This is a genomic window from Halotia branconii CENA392, assembly GCF_029953635.1.
Lineage (GTDB): Bacteria > Cyanobacteriota > Cyanobacteriia > Cyanobacteriales > Nostocaceae > Halotia > Halotia branconii.
Map to the genome: position 1 here is coordinate 310,273 of NZ_CP124543.1, position 18,553 is coordinate 328,825.

Below are 18,553 nucleotides of genomic sequence, written 5' to 3' on the forward strand. Positions count from 1 at the left end.
CGTAATGACGCGACGCTCCTGCGTCGCTAACGCTTCGCTATCGAAGACTCGCTCTAAGCGAAGCCATGCCGCAGGCTTTACGCTGCGCTAACGTAGTTCGTAATTAAGGCACTCAGAATTGGTATTACTTCAAGGTATTTCTGGCTTTTTTCTGTTGTTTTGGATAAGCGAATATACCTGAAACTGCAAGCATTAAAAATCCTAAGATTGTAGACGGTTCAGGAACGGAGACGGCGCGGACTGATAAAGGTAATGGAAAGTTTAAGATGCTAAAGCCATTACCAAATGAAAAAGCACCATCTTCAGCTGCAATGTCTTCTAGAACTAGCTGAACATTACCTCCGTTGTTTTCTACGTCTTGTAAAAACGCATCTGCTAAACCTGATGCTAATGGATCTAAACCAGCGACTTTTGTAGCTTTAACTGGTTCTGTATAGAATAGGTCAATATTATCTTCAAGTGCTGGTGTTTCACCGTACTCAAAAAGTACATAAAAAGGGGTATATCCTAAATCGACTATCTTAGTATTACCTAAGGAGAAATAGCTCTCAACAGCATCAGGATTAGCTGTATAAATTCTTTCTTCAATTGTTGAAGTAGGACTAGCTAACCAATCTTGACCAAGTTTATCTTCTCCTAAATTCCAGGCTTCCTTGAAATCGCGATCGCTTTTTTGACCATAACTAAAACCAATATTATTGAGAGCAATCGAGTTACTGTTCAAATAATTGAAAAAGTTGGGAAAATTTGTCACTTCTTCTAAACTTGCGGCTCTAGTAGCACCACTATTTTCAGGGCTAGCATTGCGCCCAGTTGCGTAGTAAGGTGCAAAGTTTCCTGAATTAGGGCTAATTTCTGAATGTCCTCTGTCTAAGGCATTCGGGTCAGGATTAAAGAATGCTGTTTGACCTTCGTTATTATCTAAACTCCCAAAGAAAGATAATTCGGAATTAGCTGCAATGGGTTTTGTGGAAATCAATTGTAATTTGCTGAAGTCGAAAGTCGCAGCTTGAACTGGTAAAGCAGTCGAGACTGCAACAGTAGTGGTAACAAGGACAGTTGAAAAGGAATTACGCATAGTTAAAATTGCACCTTCATTACTTATTCTCTTCAGTACTTTACCAGTACTTTCACTTAATTCAAGTTTTGTTTTTTCTACTATTTTTTACAAATTTGTTATTCTAGCAATCTTGAGGTTAGCACTAAGTTATTGCTAGGTTAAAAATTCGTACTTGTGATTGGTATAAGTTCGTAGTAAGGACTAAAGTCCTTACTACAAACAATAGACCTCTTGCATAAATATCTTTTTGTCTCACGCAAAGACGCAAAAACGCAAAGAAGAAGCTAAGAATAAGGACTTTTGCAAGAAGTCTAATGAGTTACACTGTTAATTCCTGTAAACTGGCAGTGCGACCATTTTGATTACGAGAGTTGAGTTGAGATTGATGACTCTTACTTTCGTTAGTTGCAGATTTCACTGGTACAGCTGCTACCATATCGTTCACTAATTCTAAATATCGCTCACCCAACTGACTAATAGTTGTTGGTAGATGGAAATTACTAGAGTATTCAATCTCTACTTCTAAACACCCATTAGCAAGAGTGAAGAAAAACTCTAATAGAGTTGTACGCTTTTGTTGGGGAGGAGATAAACGACGATCCCAATCTTCTTGAATGAACTCAAATACCTGAGAGTCAGGAATTGTGCGGTTGCCCAAATAATTAGCTCTCACAGGTGTTAAATGAGTATCTGGGTACATATAATCTGGGAGTTTATCAGACAACCAATCGAAAGTAACGCCGTTCATTGGCAGCCATTCAAATTGTTGTTTGATTTGCTTAATTATTGGTTCCCATCTGGTTTTTTCTTCAACCGTAATACCCATAGGGAAGTTAACTGCAAAATTGCCAACGCTGTCAAAGAATCTGTGATTATTGCCTAAGTCTCTACCGTGACTACGATGACTCAATACTACTCCATTTCGTCCACTCCATTCAGCCAGCAAGCGATATAGAGGAGCAAGTAAAAGGCTATAAAGATTGCAAACATAATATTGCTTACCTTTGGTTAGTAAAATTTCACTTTGGGGTTTGGGTAGAAGAAATCTTTTTTGAGCCGCAGAAGATTCAATATTTTCTCCTTTTTCAAAATCAAAAGGAACTTGAAAAGCATATTTTTGTGATGGAAATTGGTACAACCAGTAATAAATGTGCTTATCTAAATCACCTTGGGCTTCTTTTTCCATTAATAGACGCACATAATCATTGTAAGCAGGTTTGTTGGTTGTTGTCAGATTAATATTATTTGGATTGCCTAAATTTTGAGTGTAGGTAAACCAAAATTCTTGGAAAACTAAACCGTTGCTGAGTAAATCACCAATTAAATGATGTCCAATGAAGGCGATGTCGTAACATGAATCATTGACTTTGACGATAATTATCTTAATTAACGGCCACTGGTCAATTTGCAGTTGTTCACCAGCTTGTTGAATTAAGTTACGAACTTCTTCATCTCGTTTTTGGGCTGTTAGATGAGTGCCATCGTATAGTACTGCCTTTAATGGTTCAGTTGGTTGAATGACTTTTTGTTGCCATTGACCGTCTTTTTGAACAAATACTGTCCGCAAAGCAGAATAGCGTTCTACAAGGAGGTTAAAAGCTTGGTGGAAAACACTCAATTCTAAAGGATGGCGGTAAAGAAAACGGGTGTAACCAGTCCATTGATAAGGAGGTTCAAAGTATTTCATTACCCAGCGTTGTGCAGGGCCAAGGGGTAGGTATTCATCTGTAGAGACGCGATTAATCGCATCTGTACAAGGGGTTTCGCCGTTGAGGATAGCTGCGATCGCCTTACGATCCAGTTTGCCGTTATGATTTTTAGGTAAACTGTCTAACAGTTCTATCCGGTGCGGAATCATGTAATCAGGTAGCCAGCGTCCTATATATTCTTTGAGTTGTTTGTTATCTACCTGTTGACTAACTACACCAGCTACTAGCTTTTTCTGTCCTGACTCATAATCTATAGCGACAACAGCGGCTTCTCGAATATCTGGGTGAGTGTTGAGAACATTCTCGATTTCTCCCAATTCCACACGGAAACCACGTATTTTAACTTGGTGGTCAATTCGTCCGTGATATTCAAAGCTACCATCAGGTAATTGCTTGGCTAAATCGCCAGTCCGGTAGAGATATTTGCTATTGATGTCTGCAATGGGGTTGGGGCGGAAAGATTGCTCTGTTTTTTCGGGATTTTTGAGATAACCAAGCGCCAACTGTACGCCACCAATCCACAGTTCTCCTAACTCACCCGGCTGCACAGGCTGCATTTGTTCATCTAGGAGAACAATATTCACATTGTCAATTGCTTTGCCAATCGGAATACTAGTTTCTTCCCGTACACTATCGGGAATGATATGGGCGGTAACATCTATAGATGCTTCCGTAGGACCGTAAAGATTGGCTAAACCAACTTTAGTGCCATATTTATCTAACCAACGTTGAATGAAAGATACTGGTAAGGCTTCACCACTAAATACTAACCAACGCAAGTGAGGAAATGTCCACGCTTCTTCTTCTAAAGCAGTGACAAACTCTCCGAATAGGGAAGGAACGAAATGCATGATATTAATTTGGGTGTCATGCATCCACTGCACTAAACTCCAGGGATTTCTCACAACTTCCCGCTTCACAGGACAAGCTGTAGCGCCTACCATCAACGGCCAGAATATTTCCCAGACTGAGATATCAAAGCAGCAAGATGTTTTTTGGGCGACTCGTTCCCCAGGCGACAACTGAAAGGCTTTTTGCATCCAGTTGAGGCGGTTCATGTAACCCCGGTGATTCAGCATCACTCCTTTGGGGCGACCTGTAGAACCGGAGGTATACAACACTGTCATCAAATCATCAGGAGTATTAACGCTAGTAGGAACTTGTTCAGAACTACCAGACCAAGCACTTTGATTAACTTGGGTTAAAGTTGTCCCGCTTAAAGCTTCTCCCTCATCCAAGAACACTAAAGTAGACAACGGTAACTGTGCTGTCAGACATTCTGTTAATTTTGCATTCAGCTGATGTTCAGTTAATAAAGTTTGCACTTCAGCATGTTCTAATATGTATTGAATGCGTTCATGAGGATAAGTTGGATCTAAAGGAACATAAGCTCCTCCAGCCTTGAGAATGCCTAATATGCCAACCCACATCAAATAACCAGGGTTGAGCATCATACCTACTAAAACTCCTGGTTTGACTCCTAGAGTTTGCAAGTAATTAGCAACTTGATTAGACAGACGATGCAGTTGTTGATATGTGAGTTTGACGTTGCCATCAATAATAGCCACTGCATCAGGAGTGCGCTTAACTTGTTCGATAATTTCTAAGTAAGGGATTTCTATTGGCTGGGGAGTGGCTGCAACAATCGCTGGTGCTTGTCCCTGGCTGAGTGTATAAAGCATTTCTCCCAGGCTTCGGCAAGATAGTAAAGCCTGACGATTCACCTTACCTAACTGTTTTTCTAACTTGGTAATGATGCGGATAAGTTCTAGGGAATCTAATCCCAAATCCACGACTAAATCTTTGTCTAAAGCTGTGTCAGTGATGGAGTTATGGCAAACTTCTGTGGCTATCTGTTGCAGGATAGATTTGATGTGATTATCTGTTGGTAACGATGATAGTGCTTGAGTCGTTTGTTGGGGCTGAACTTGCAAAGATGCGAGTTCTTCAATGTTGGCAATCAATTGTTTGCAGAAACTATCAACGAGAGATTCACTAAAGAAACTGCTGTCATAACTAGTATTTAAGTGTAAGCAGTTATCGAATATCTCTACCAATGTGTCTACAGTGCCAGCATTAGTAACGGTAGCCGAACGGTAGTTGAGAATCTTCAGGGAACCATACTCAGGTTTGATATGGGTTTGACCCATGTTGGAGAGGAATAAGTTAGCTTTCATTCCCATCTGCATTAAACTAGCAGCAGTTGGAGGAATTTTGCCATTTTCCAAAGCTACTTTTTCTCGCAGCCAAATCCCCATTTGACGAGTTTGAGCGTTGTCGTGATTAGCTGCTAAGGTTGTATGAATTTCCGAATGAATCCCATAGAGGAAATTAGACCAATTCTCATCAGCCGTTGGCGCTCGGAAACTCAGGGCGAGATTTTGAGCAAAACAGCCAATTTCGTTAGGAATATCTACCCCTGGATAGATGCGTCCGCTTGTTGGGACGTTAATGATCGCAGAATCGGGCAACTTGCAAAACTTAGCAGCAGCTCTTAAATAAGCACCAACTACCAAAGAATTTAGCGGTAAACGCCAGTCGCGGGTACGGCTAATTAAGTCATCTGTGACTTTGCGACTCAGGCGGTAGGATAAAGTCGCGATGTTGGTAGAGTTATATTTGACGGTACTGCCTTGGGGATTCCAAACAGATTTATCTTTGCCCTGCTTGCTTAAATATTTGTGCAGAGATTGTTCTGCTTGTTGATTTTCCCAGGTATTGAGAGTGTTAGCGATCGCTTGATAATCTGCAACTGCGATCGCAGCTGGTAAAATTGGTTCAGTGCCATTGAGTCTTGCACTATAAATTTCCATGAAGTCGCGTAACACGATTTGGTTACTCAAACCATCAGAAATCAGGTGATGATTGGTGAAAAAGACTTCGTAAACGGCATCTTCAAGCTGGAAGACAAAGAACTTATGCAATGGCCACTGGGAGATATCCCATCTGGAATTGATGCAACGATTTACTTCCTCATTGATGCGGTATTCTTGAGTAGAGCGATCGCAATTTCTTAAATCTGTAATGGCAATTTCTGGAGGCGTGGGATTATCCAGCACCATCAAGCGATAATCTTTAAAACTAGTTGACCCAGCAGGAATGGAAAAGTATGCTCTCAGCATCGGGTGGCGAGTCAGTAGTTCTTGCCAACTTTGGCGAAAAACTTGGGGATTGAAAGCCCCATTCAACCGCAATGTGGAGCATAAACTACAAGTAGATACAGCCCAGTGGGAAGCTAAGAAGATATATTGAGCATCTAAAATTGGTACTTCTTCTGCTTTTGTTTCTGGCTGGGATGATACAACAGTAGTAGTTGCAGATATAGCAACAGTTAGTGTAGATGTAACTGATTCTTGAGGTGCAATCCAAGTTTGAGCGAGTTGTAAAACTTCTGCTAAAGTTTGCAGTTGCATTAATTGTTCCATTGGGACAACTTGCAAAAATTCAGCTTGCTTTTCCTGGGGAACCATTTGAATAAAGGTGTTGAGTAGCTCTACCATTTTGATAGAGTCTAGTCCCATATCGCTTTCCAGATACATATCTGGTTCTAAGTCTTCGACATCGTGTCCTGTGATTTTGGCAATAAAGGTGAAGATTTGTAGTTGCAAGTTGTTCTGGCTCATAATGCTCCAATAAATACTAGTAAATGAAAGATGAAGAGAAACGAACCGCCAAGGACGCAAAGTACACAAAGGGGAAGAGTTTTAGAGGGGTTTTGCTTTGTGGCATGAAAACAAACTTTGCGTTCCTTTGCGTTAAACTCTGCGCCCCTTTGCGTTTAAATTCCACTCTAATTATTGATATTTTCCACAGTTTTAGCAGCGAAACCAAATTCTTGAAGTAAAGCGTTGTAGCTAGATTGTCGCTGTTCTGGTGATAGTGTTGCTAGGTGTTCTATTAATAGCAAGCCATCAATTTCTACAGCTTCTGTAAATTTCGGTTCGCTATAATCAATTGGTGCTTTATAAGTTTTGCGCTCGAATGGATAAGTTGGTAGCGGTACTCTCCGCAGTCCTTGAGGAAATAAACCTAGGCTATTAAGTTGGACTCCTGCGGTATATAACCGAGCTATTATTGTCAGCAAGCTATTAATGACTGGCTGACTTTTTTCGGCATGAATCCAAGTTTGGGGGTCATCTGCAATATTTAATTGCTGTCTAATAAGTTCAGAGTTTCCTAGATGTAAATAAGCTCCTGTTTCACTACATGCTTCTTGGCACTGTTCGGCTTTTAATGAACCAGAAACATGTAAAAGTGACTGCAATTGTGTACTTGTAAACTTACCAGAAGGTTTGTAAGTACCTAGTGGGGTTACTATAGAGCAATTCCAAACTGTGACTAATGGAGCTTCTAATCTTGGTTCTTCGACAGAATTGTTGGTGTGTTTTCCTTCTAATTCTGCTAATAAGATGAATGCTTCTTTAAGGGAGGACATTGCAGTTAAACAAGCTCCAACTAAAATTCCTATTCCTTCTGCTAATATGACACTTGGTTGAATTTTGAGAGACATCAACAAGTTGCACAAGGCATATTGAACAGCAAAACTATGTGCTTTTTGTGAGAGGTTAGTAGTATTATTTGACTCCCAATTGGATAGTGTGCGTCGCCAGAGAAACTCACAATCAGCGTAGGCTTTTCTAAATTCAGGATAGCGAGCGCTTAATATTTTCGCCTCTTCTGGTGTAAAAGTACAGCTGTTATCTAAAACTAGATAAGTTGGTGTAGCTTTTTGGGGATTAGAACGACCAAGTTGAATATTGGACTGGTTTTGTTCTAAAGAAATAGCATTGAGAGAATCTAACAAATGTTGGCGGTTATTCACAACTAATGCCGCTTTGTAAGATAGTTCTCGTTGAGAATTACTCAGGGTCAAGCAAATCTCTGATAGTTCTTGTTCTGGATGTTGAATAACATGCTCGTGTAGTTGTTTGACAATTTCTTTGAGAACTTTTTGGTTGCGTCCAGTTAAGCACAATAAATGTGGGGAAGTTGGTTCTTCAGACTTAACAGACTGTGAAATGGGAGATTGTTCCACAATTAGGTGACAATTCGTACCACCAAATCCAAAACCGTTAACTCCGGCGCGTAACAATTCGCCATCGCTTGTCCAAGGTTTACCTTCTCCACCTACTACATATAAAGGTGTATTAGCAAAATCGATATGAGGACTCGGTTGTTCAAAGCCTACAGTTGGCGGAATTTTGCCGTGCTGCATGGCGAGTACAACTTTAATCAAGCTGACAACACCGGAACCAGCCATCAAATGACCAATAGAGGATTTAACAGAACCGATACCGCAAAAACCTTTACGGCTGGTGAAATCACGGAAAGCTTTGGTAATGCCCTCAACTTCTACGGGGTCGCCTAACATTGTGCCTGTGCCGTGAGTTTCAATGTAGGAGATAGTTTCCGGGTCGATGCCAAATTTATTGTAAGCCTTACGAATCGCTTCGGCTTGACCTTCTGGTTTCGGGGCGGTGATGCCTTGAGAATGTCCGTCGTTGTTGATGGCGGAACCTTTGATGACAGCGTGAATGTAATCGCCATCTTCTAAGGCTTTTCGCAAGGATTTGAGAACAACTGCGCCTGTACCTTCGCCGACAACCATACCATTAGCGCGGCTATCGAATGGGAAACATTCACCGGTGGGAGAAAAAGCTTGAACGCGGCTGAGGAAAGTAAAAGGAGTAGGACTGAGGTTGAGGTTAACACCGCCTGCGATCGCCATGCAAGTATCCCCCGCCCGGATACTTTCACAAGCCAGGTGAATTGCGACTAAAGAAGAAGAACATGCAGTACCTACTTCCAAACTTGGCCCCATTAAATCTAAACAGTGACTCACCCGCGCCGCGATTTGATTTAACTCGTTACCTGCGGTTGCTTCGGGCATCAATTCGCTGGGTTTGAGAACATCTGAAACTGTATCGAGTAAGTTTTTCTGCTCAGTAGGAGTGAGTTGCTCAAACCAAGAAGTTTTGTGCAAACGCCGCTTGAGAACAGTACCGTACTGATAATTAAAAAAGTGTTCTACATAGTTATTTTGGTCGCCACCAACAATGACAGCGATATCTTTCGTGCGGTATTTGCCGCCATAACCTGCTTGTTGTAAAGCTTGCCAAGATACCTCTAAAAATACCCGTTGTTGGGGGTCCATCGCCGTTGCTTCTCGTGGCGAAATGCCAAAGAACATCGGGTCAAAGTCAAAGGGATTTTCGATAAAACCACCACGTTTACAATAGGTCGTATGCGGGGCTGTTCCATTCTCCTCATAATAATCTTCAACTAGCCAGCGATCGCTCGGAACTTCTTTAATAAAGGAGCGTTTTTCATCGAGAAACTGCCAATATTGCTCTAAATTATCAGCCCCAGGAATTTTACAAGCCATGCCGATAATTGCAATATCTTCTTGTTTTACATCCATTGCTTTAAAGTTTGATTGTTGCAGCATCGAATTAGTTGGAGTCTCCTTTTTAGGCTTGTTGATAGGCGTTTCTGCGGTTGAAATTGCATCACCATACTGTTTTTCTAGATGGTCTGCTAATTCATCCGGTGTTTGATATTCAAAGAAAAGTGTGGGAGATAATTGATGTTTGAAGGTTAGACTTAATTGTTTAATTGCTTCTACAGCGCCTAGAGAATCTAGCCCTAACTCTTGAAAAGACCTGTATCCTTCTACTTGTTCTTGGGGAATTGTCACATATTGACTGAGTATGTCTCGAACCAGTCGCCGGATATTTTGAGTTTTAGGTTGGGGAAGAGGGACTAGGGGTTGGGGAAGAGGGGCTAGGGGTTGGGGAAGAGGGGCTAGGGGCTGGGGGCTAGGGGCTAGGGGTTGGGATAATTCAGTGATTTTTGGGGATTTTGTTTCTTTTTCCAGTAAATCCACAATGTGAACTACAGAATCATCTAAAGACAAAGCTTCAATAAAAGCATTCACAGCTTGGTCTGCTTCTAGAAGTTTCAATCCTTTGACTTTCGCCAAAATTACCAGCGCTTGTCCGCCGATTTTTGCCATTCCCTTGTCGCGCCACAGAGAGAAATTAACAGCAAGCGAATGTCCGGGCGCGCCGCGTTGGGTGCGGTATGTTGCATAGTTATCTAAGAAGATATTAGCTGCTGCGTAGTCTCCTAAGTTCGCTCCCCATTCAGCTTTTGATGCCGCCGCAGAGGATATCACAGCAAAGCATTTCAAAGGTTCGTTTTGGGTGACATTATCTAAAATAATGGTTCCCTCAACTTTGGGTGCAAGTACCTCCGCCACTGTTTCGGGTGTTTTTTGTAACAGTTTAAATCGAGTTTGATCCTGCACCCCAGCCGCATGGATGACTCCATGTAACTGTCCAAACTGCTCATGGATAGTTTCCATCAACAGCTGCATCCCTTCGGCATCCGTCACATCTACAGCGTGATAAAGTACCGTAGCTCCTAGTTGTTCTAGATTTTGAATAATCTGAATGCGTTTATTGTCACCTTCATGCAAATGCCATTCTGCTTTTGGTGGTAGGGGATGACGACCAGTGAGGACTAAATTAATCGGTGCGCGACTCACCATTCCTTTAGCGATTTCTGCCCCAACATCACTCACACCACCAGTAATCAACCAAGTATCTCCCGGTGTCAAGACAGACTGAAATTCCTTGCCAGCCGGAATTTCCATTCTTTCTAAAAGCCGAATGAATCTTTGTCCTTGGCGAATAACTACAATCCCTTCCTTGTCAGGTTTAGCTGGCAATTCTTGGAACAAAATTTGAGCCAGTGTTTCTGGAGATGCACTCCCAGGTGTAATATCTACTACCTTTGCTTGAATATTATTGTGTTCTTGAGTAATTGTCTGGGCTAAAGTTGCGCCCATTACTTGGTGTAAACCCTGAAGAGTATCATTTGCAGATGTTACGTAAGCACCCTGAGTTAACAGTAGGAGATTGATGGGAGAATTACCGTAATGTTTGACAAGTGCTTGCCCCAAATACAGCAGACTGTACATACCTTCTTGCAGTACAGAATCGTGAGAATCTACAGGCAACCGAGAGATAGCAGCTTGATTATAATTCCAAAGGTGAACAATAGCTGTAATCGTCAAACCTTGCTCTTTTAAAGCTTGAATCAGTTGGTCATAATCGAATGGCGAAGCAGGATTGATAATAAAATGGCGTTCTGTTTTTTGTTGGAACTTTTGACCAGCAGTTACAAAATAAACAGGATATTTTTCCGCATCAAACAGCTTCTCCAGGTTTTTAGCAACCATAAGAGCGTCCTTAAAAATGAGGACAGCCCCTGGCGGAATCTCTCCCGTTTCAACTAGCTGCTGAGGTTGCCATTGCCACTCATAAAAGTATTTAGAACTCTCTAAAACTCTCATTTCTTTGCGTACTTTGTGTCCTTGGCGGTTCGTTTCTTCATAATTCTGCGGGCTTTGTTTGCCGAGTTCATCTGTTGTAGTATTCAATTTGGTATTATTTCCTCCGTCGGTTTTAATCCAAAAACGTTGACGCTGAAACGGATAAGTAGGAAGTGCTAACTTAGCGCGTGTAAAATCTCGATCAAAGCCGTCCCAGTCCACATCTACGCCGAGGGTGTATAGTGTTGCCAAGCTGTTAAGTAACGACTGCCAGTTATCCTCTTTGGTAAGAGAAGTCAACCAAGTCCCAACTTCTTTTGGTAAACACTGCTTTCCTAAATTCGACAGCGTAGAATTGGGGCCGATTTCCAAAAATAAGTCATAACCTTGACGATGTAACGTCTCCATCCCTGCTGAAAATCTGACCGCTTCTCGAATATGACGACACCAATAATTAGCATCAGGAACATCTTGATTGCTGAGGATTTCACCCGTCAAGTTAGAAACTAAAGGAATGCGAGGCGCGTTAAACTTCACCGAGGCAGCAATCTTTTCAAAAGACTCCAGCATCGGGTTCATCAAAGGAGAGTGAAAAGCGTGGGAAACTTTTAACGCCTTGGCAGAAATTTTCTCAGACTCGAAGTGTTTCAACACTTTTTGCACAGCTGCTTTGGTTCCCGAAATCACAGTTTGCTTGGGACTATTCACAGTAGCAATAGATACGTCTGAAGAAGGCGCAATAGCATCCACTACCCGTTGCTCATCGGTCAAAACTGCCGCCATCATGCCATTAGGAGGTAACGCTTGCATCAGTCGCCCTCTTTCGGCAATTAACTTCAACCCATCTTCTAAACTGAACACCCCAGCAGCACAAGCCGCAGCATATTCCCCAACACTGTGACCGATAACTATATCTGGGACAATTCCCCAAGATTTCCACAGTTCAAAAAGGGCATATTCCAAGGCAAATAAAGCTGGTTGCGTATAGGCAGTTTCATTTAACACCGAGTTTGTATTTGACTCAGGGTAAATAACTGACAATAGAGGTTGTTCTAGATAAGCCCGGAGAATTTCATCGCAGCGTTCCAAGGTGCGGCGAAAAACTGGCTGGGTTTCATAGAGTTGTCGTCCCATTCCGACATACTGAGAACCTTGTCCGGTAAAGAGAAACGCAATTTTACGAGACTTATTTATTTCTGGCCGATTAACTATTGCCGAATTAACAAAAGTATTAAGTTGTTCGCTTAACTGAGCAGTAGATTCAGCAACCACAGCTAGACGATAATCAAAATGCGATCGCCCCGTGTTACTAGTAAAACAGACATCAGCAACAGCAACTTGGGGATTTGTCGCTAAAAATTGTCCATACTTCTGCGCTAATTCTCGCAACGCCTTTTCACTCTTCGCCGAGAGAGTCAACAAATGCTTAGGACGCTCAAACTCTGAAACTCTTCCTCCGTGTCCTTTGCGTCCTCTGCGGTTCGTTTCTTGACCTTCCTCCAAAATCACATGAGCATTAGTCCCACCAAACCCAAACGCACTTACACCAGCAAATCGCGGCTCTTTCGTCCAGACCTGACCTTCAGTAGGAATCGCCAAACCACTGCCCTCTAACTTGATATGAGGGTTAAGCTGCTGCAAATGTAAATTAGCTGGAATCTCTTGATGCTGTAACGCCAGCACCACTTTAATCAAACTAGCAATTCCCGATGCCGCCTCCAAATGACCGATATTGGTTTTTACCGAACCAATCCAGCAAGAACATGATGGCGTTAGCACTTCTTTCAAAGAATTGACCTCAATCGGATCTCCCAAGGGCGTACCAGTACCGTGCGTTTCCACATAACTAATTTGTGCAGGTTGTATTTGCGCCTTTTCCAAAGCCTGACGCACAACTGCTTGCTGAGAAGGACCATTAGGTGCTGTCAATCCATTGCTACGACCATCTTGGTTAACTGCCGAACCTCTAATAATTCCTAAAACCTGGTCTTGATCCCTCTTAGCATCACCAAGACGCTTCAAGACAACAACACCGCAGCCTTCACCGCGAACATAACCGTTAGCACTAGCATCAAATGTCTTACAATGGCCGTCGTCTGCCATCATTTGCGCTTGAGAAAAAGCGATCGTTAATTCGGGAGTTAGGATGAGATTGACCCCACCAGCTAAAGCTAATTCCGACTCTTTTTGACGCAGACTTTGGCAAGCTTGATGCACTGCAACGAGTGAAGAAGAACAAGCTGTATCTACTGCCCAACTCGGCCCACGTAAATCTAGTAAATAAGATAAGCGATTGGCGGTAATGCTGAACGCCGAACTAGTACCAAAGTAAGCATCAGTGCCAGTGGGATGGTTAAACTGCAACCGCGCATAATCATTAGTGCTAATACCGATAAATACCCCAGTTTGACTGCCTTTTAATTTTTGTGGGGCAATGCCAGCATTCTCCAACGCTTCCCAACTCACCTCTAACACCAACCGTTGCTGCGGGTCGATACTTTCGGCTTCGCGGGGACTGATGCCAAAGAAACCAGCATCAAATTGATCCACATCTTCCAGGAATCCCCCCCAACGGGTATTCATTTTTCCTGGTGTTGCTGGTTGGTCATCGTAAACTTGCTGAATATCCCAGCGATCGCCCGGTACTTCTACAATGGCATCAGTACCAGTTCGTAACAGTTGCCAGAACGCTTCCGGGTCTTTCGCTTTTGGAAAACGACAACCTATGCCTATAATTGCGATCGCATCTGTTGCGTCATTCTTACCACTTTCATCTGTCACCACATCAAACTCTAATTCTGGCTGGGAATTTTCCACCACCACAGCCAAATGTTCAGCCAAAGCCGCAATAGAAGGATAATCATAAACCAAAGTCGGAGAAAGACTCAATCCCAACCAATCTTCCAATTCCGTAGAAAGCATCATCGCCGCCAGCGAATCCAAACCATAACGCGCAAAAGGTTCTTGAACATCTATGCTTTGAGACGCAATCTTTAACTGCTGTGAAACCTTATCAACCAACCAAACTTGAATAACTTCTGCTTGCTTTCCTTCTGCCTTTGCGCCTTTGCGCCTTTGCGTGAGCCTTTCATATCCTGCTTGACCCTGCCACATATCCACAACATCCAACGTACCCTCCAAAAACTTAGCCCGACAAGCATGACGCTGAATTTTCCCACTAGAAGTTTTCGGAATACTTGCAGGCTTCAGCAGCGCTACAGCATAAACCTGTAACTCATGTTCCTCAGACACCGTTTGTCGGATAGCCGCCACAACTTCATCAACATTCAACTTGCGAATCGCAGTCCGTTCAACCTCGCAAGTCACAACGAGTTGTTCTTCGCTATCTACTTCAATTGCAAACGCCGCCGCGAAACCAATCCGTAAAGCTGGATGACTTTTGACCACTGTCGATTCGATATCCTGGGGATAGTGATTACGACCCCGGATAATAATCATGTCCTTGACGCGTCCGGTAACGAACAACTCACCATCCTGTAAAAATCCGAAATCACCGGTACGCAGAAATGGCTTACTTCCATCTTGCAAATATACTTGAAATGTTTGCGCTGTCGCTTCTGGTCTTTGCCAATAACCTTGAGCCACACTAGAACTAGCAACCCAAATTTCTCCGACTTCGTTGACTGCACATTGCGTCATTGTCTCTGGGTTAGCAATGACAATTTTTGTATCTAGCCAAGAATGCCCACACCCCACCAAATGTCTAATATTTTTAGTATCTGCATTAGCTGGAACAATCCGGTTTTGTTCGAGTGCTTCGGCTTCAACTTGACAATAAATCGGTTCGTCTTTGACATTGCCACCTGAAACCATCAAAGTGGACTCAGCCAAACCGTAGCAAGGATAAAATAAGTTAGTCCGGAAACCAGCGGGCTTAAACTTCGCTGCAAACCGTGCCATTGTTTCTTGACGAACAGGTTCAGAACCGCTGTAGGCGCTATGCCAATGACTTAAATCGAGGGATTCTATTTGTTCTGGAGTCAATTTGCTGCTAGCGCAGAGGTCATAACCAAAATTAGGGCCACCCGAATGATTTGCTTGATAATGCGAAATTGCTTGCAACCAGCGAATCGGACGCTGTACAAACGATGCAGGGGGCATCAGGATACATTTAAATCCTGTATATATGGGTTGTAAATGTCCATCAATCAAACCCATATCATGAAATCCAGGCAGCCAAGACACAGATACAGTATCAGGAGTAAGTTCAAATGCTTGCCTGATATACTCCAAGTTATGTAGCAGGTTGCCATGACTGACCATGACTCCCTTGGGCGAACCAGTAGAACCGGAAGTGTATTGTAGAAAGGCTAAAGTGTCGCTGTTAACTTCCGGTTTTTGCCAGTTTGAGGCTAAGTCATCAGCAATGCCATCGGTAGCGAGTAAATGTAAATCTGTTAGTTCTGTATCTTGGTCAAAGCGTTTTTTGATATTCTCGAATAGAGATGTGGTGGTTAGAGCTACCTTTGCTTGAGCATCTGTGATGATTGATTGTAATCTGGTGAGCTTTTGATTTTGTTTGGGTGGGTAAGCTGGAACGGCTACAACTCCTGCATATAAACAGCCGAAGAAAGCGGTAATAAATTCTAAGCCAGACGGGTAGAGTAATAAGGCTCGTTCGCCACTCGCTTTGATAGACTGGAGATAAGCTGCGATCGCTCGTACTTTTTGGTCTAATTCTTGATAAGTTAAACTAGCTGTTTCTATTTCTCCATCCTGCAAAAAAGTAAAAGCTAATCTATCAGGTTGGTGTAAGGCTCTGTAGCGCAGTAGTTCTACTAGTGAAGAAAATTTTAAATATTGAAAGGAAACAGTCATACTACCTTTTCCTTGGTGTTGTGTGAATTAGGGACTAGAGATTAGAGAAAAATAAATTTTCATCACTCTGTTGTGAATTAAAACATGAATTTATATCACGCAGAGTCGCAGCGAAAAGTTGTCAGGAGGGTTTCCCTCCGTAACAAACTTTTCAAGACAAAGTCGCAGAGAGATAAGAATTGGGAAGAGTTGATTTAGTGGAAGGATATCTTAACTAATTGTTAAAGAATATGTTTGCTTCAACTATTTATATTTGATTTGTGAATACTTTTAAGTTGTAGCTATCAGTAACATAGTTAAATTTACGGAATGTGAGATGAATAATCAATGGAAAATCTTTCGCTAATCAGGGATGTATCTTAGAAAATGGGGAGAGGAGAAAGCAGGAAGGAAAATACTAGGGCAAACCCACCTAAATTATATTTACTTACTACTGAGGTTAAGAATCAACGAAAAAATCAGCATTTTATCGTTTGATTTATTTTCCAAAACTTAAAGCGATGCCAAAGGCAAGCCGCAAAGCGTCTACGCTAAAATCTTTGTCAACAAGCAGAGGTTAATGATATTCTTCTTAAGCCTATTGAGAATAAGCTAGTCTTATTGACATGATACGATCGCCCTGTACTTTCATGCTGATTTTCTCATCATTCGTTTTTATCGATGCTCACCTTTATTTGCTTTTAGTTTACCTGCGATCGCTTTTCTCTACACTTTAATGACTATCGATTCAGCTATTCGTCACTGGCAAGGGCGTGGCGGTGCGTGGAAAGGACGAGTTTATCTTGGTTAAGAGTTATCTTCTCTAACTAACTCATCCAAGCTATCTGGAAATGTCCCGTGTTCAATCATTTTAGTAAACACTTGGTAGCAGTCATCTTTTGCTCCCTCTTTCCGTGGAAACCCTAACCACAAAATCACAATCGCTTTTAACTGTTCTGTATCAAACGCCCGAAAAAATAACCGATATCTGTCTGGTAAACCCATCTTTTTCACCCTTCCATAGCGTTTTAATGCTCCTGTCAAAGCAAAATGACTTGCCAAGGGATCGGAAGGAATTTTTGTTTCAATAGCCACAGTAATTGCTGCAAATAATTTTACTGTTGCATGGGTTTTATATTCAGCTTCTGGTAATTTTTCTTGTAACCGAGAAACACGCTCAAATAATTCTTGATACTGACTACCAAATAACTGTGGGTGAAAATATATTTCCCAGCCATTACTAATAAACTTCGCCATCTTCTAATGACTCATCGTCTAATTCTACACCCGCAATTAGTTGCTGGGCAGCCTCCGACATTTCAATTGTATAAGGTTGCATCGTGTTATTTTTTAATGCTTCTGTCATAGCAAAATCAAGAAACAGTCGCATTAATACTGAGTTCTCTTCTTCTTCAATTAGCTGAGGCACAATCCGCAAAATTGCAGTATCTGGTGATAATACTTCTATCCAACCATCTGCATTAGCAAACTGAGGATGCTCACGATAAAACTCTGCGGGGAACCTAAATCCTGCGCTGTTACCAATTTTGGTACTCCGAATGCTGTAGGAGTTGCTCATATTCATACGTATGTACAAGGTGTACTTACATAATAGCAAGTGCGATCGCTTTTCTCTACACTTTAATGACTATCGACTCTGCTATTCGTCATTGGCAAGGACGCGGTGGTGCTTGGAAAGGGCGCGTTTATCTTGGATAACACTACTCATCAAGCAACAATTTTTAATAAAGCCTACGTATATATACTGCACTTAAACAAAGCGAAACAGCTTAAATTTACACGGTATGAGCGCTCGCGTCGAAGCCTGACCGCTGATAACTGCCTTCCTACTCCCATTGCCAGCATTTGAGTTGCCAGCCGTGTCCTTCGACCGCTAAAGCACCCACATAGCCGTAAGCGGGTGTAAATTCTTGGAGTGACCAACGGGTGACAGTGGAGCGATCGCCTTTAATGCTGTAAAGTTGAACTGGCTCACTGGGAGATAATGAAACATCTAACTGATCCATCGGAAACAGTAGCCCATAACCAGTAGCTTTTAAATAAGCTTCTTTACGTGTCCAACCATTAAAAAATGCTCCTAGCTTTTGGTCTGTAGGAAGTTGATGAAAGACATTTTTTTCGCGCTCTGAAAAACAGCGATCTGCAATTTGTTCAAAGTCGGAAATAGGGCGAATATATTCAATATCAACACCAATTTCACGTTTACGGGTTATGGCATATAAAACAAGTTCGTGGGAGTGAGATAAATTAAAACTCAAGATACTTCCACCAGATGTTTCTGCTAGAGTTGGTTTGCCATGCTGTCCATAACAAAACTGTAATTGACTGGCATTAGTGCCTAAGTAAGAACCTAAGATTGTCCTCAGTAAGCCACGTCCAACAATGAAACGTTTCCTGTCTCGTTCTAAATAAAAACGCTCAGATCTGGTGCGTTCATCTTGTGAAAGTAATTGTGCTAATGTCTGAACGCGAGATGTTGATTGGTTGAGGAAAGTACACCAGACATGAACATCTTCGCTTAACAGTGACCAATTTGTAGGGGGAGAACGCCACAGGCAATCAACAGTGATCATAATAATTCGTAATACTCGCCTTTGGCGAGAAGCA

The 18,553-nt window shown here is 42.1% G+C and carries 6 protein-coding genes and 1 pseudogene; 1 reads left to right on the forward strand and 6 read right to left on the reverse strand.

What is annotated here, in order from left to right; all coding sequences use genetic code 11:
- Window positions 1-124: 124 nt before the first annotated feature.
- The 3 genes from QI031_RS01415 to QI031_RS01425 form a co-directional block, all read right to left on the reverse strand.
- Entirely contained in the window at window positions 125-1,078 is a 954-nt protein-coding gene (locus tag QI031_RS01415) for a PEP-CTERM sorting domain-containing protein (RefSeq protein ID WP_281483458.1), read from the reverse strand.
- Between the two features lie 301 nt (window positions 1,079-1,379).
- Window positions 1,380-6,392, reverse strand: a complete 5,013-nt coding sequence (locus QI031_RS01420; protein ID WP_281483459.1) for a non-ribosomal peptide synthetase — start codon at window positions 6,390-6,392, stop codon at window positions 1,380-1,382.
- Window positions 6,393-6,559: 167 nt separating this feature from the next.
- Window positions 6,560-15,946, reverse strand: a complete 9,387-nt coding sequence (locus QI031_RS01425; RefSeq protein WP_281483460.1) for a type I polyketide synthase — start codon at window positions 15,944-15,946, stop codon at window positions 6,560-6,562.
- Window positions 15,947-16,589: 643 nt separating this feature from the next.
- Between QI031_RS01425 and QI031_RS01430 the strand changes: the two are divergent.
- Window positions 16,590-16,736 (forward strand): annotated as a pseudogene (locus QI031_RS01430) (glycosyltransferase); the annotation flags it as partial.
- Here the strand turns inward: QI031_RS01430 and QI031_RS01435 are convergent.
- The 3 genes from QI031_RS01435 to QI031_RS01445 form a co-directional block, all read right to left on the reverse strand.
- A complete protein-coding gene (locus tag QI031_RS01435) occupies window positions 16,733-17,182 on the reverse strand; it encodes a type II toxin-antitoxin system YhaV family toxin (protein ID WP_281483461.1) in 450 nt (149 codons plus the stop codon). The pseudogene QI031_RS01430 and the gene QI031_RS01435 sit on opposite strands and share 4 nt — an antisense overlap.
- A complete protein-coding gene (locus QI031_RS01440; protein WP_281483462.1) occupies window positions 17,166-17,504 on the reverse strand; it encodes a hypothetical protein in 339 nt (112 codons plus the stop codon). The genes QI031_RS01435 and QI031_RS01440 overlap by 17 nt, the downstream gene beginning before the upstream one ends.
- Window positions 17,505-17,772: 268 nt before the next feature.
- Entirely contained in the window at window positions 17,773-18,519 is a 747-nt protein-coding gene (locus QI031_RS01445; protein WP_281483463.1) for a 4'-phosphopantetheinyl transferase family protein, read from the reverse strand.
- Between the last annotated feature and the right edge of the window lie 34 nt (window positions 18,520-18,553).

What these genes read in the sequence shown, in the direction of transcription:
- QI031_RS01415 (WP_281483458.1), bottom strand. Translation starts at nt 1,078, where the DNA reads ATGCGTAATTCCTTTTCAACTGTCCTTGTTACCACTACTGTTGCAGTC.
- QI031_RS01435 (WP_281483461.1), bottom strand. Translation starts at nt 17,182, where the DNA reads ATGGCGAAGTTTATTAGTAATGGCTGGGAAATATATTTTCACCCACAG.
- QI031_RS01440 (WP_281483462.1), bottom strand. Translation starts at nt 17,504, where the DNA reads ATGAGCAACTCCTACAGCATTCGGAGTACCAAAATTGGTAACAGCGCA.
- QI031_RS01420 (WP_281483459.1), bottom strand. Translation starts at nt 6,392, where the DNA reads ATGAGCCAGAACAACTTGCAACTACAAATCTTCACCTTTATTGCCAAA.
- QI031_RS01445 (WP_281483463.1), bottom strand. Translation starts at nt 18,519, where the DNA reads ATGATCACTGTTGATTGCCTGTGGCGTTCTCCCCCTACAAATTGGTCA.
- QI031_RS01425 (WP_281483460.1), bottom strand. Translation starts at nt 15,946, where the DNA reads ATGACTGTTTCCTTTCAATATTTAAAATTTTCTTCACTAGTAGAACTA.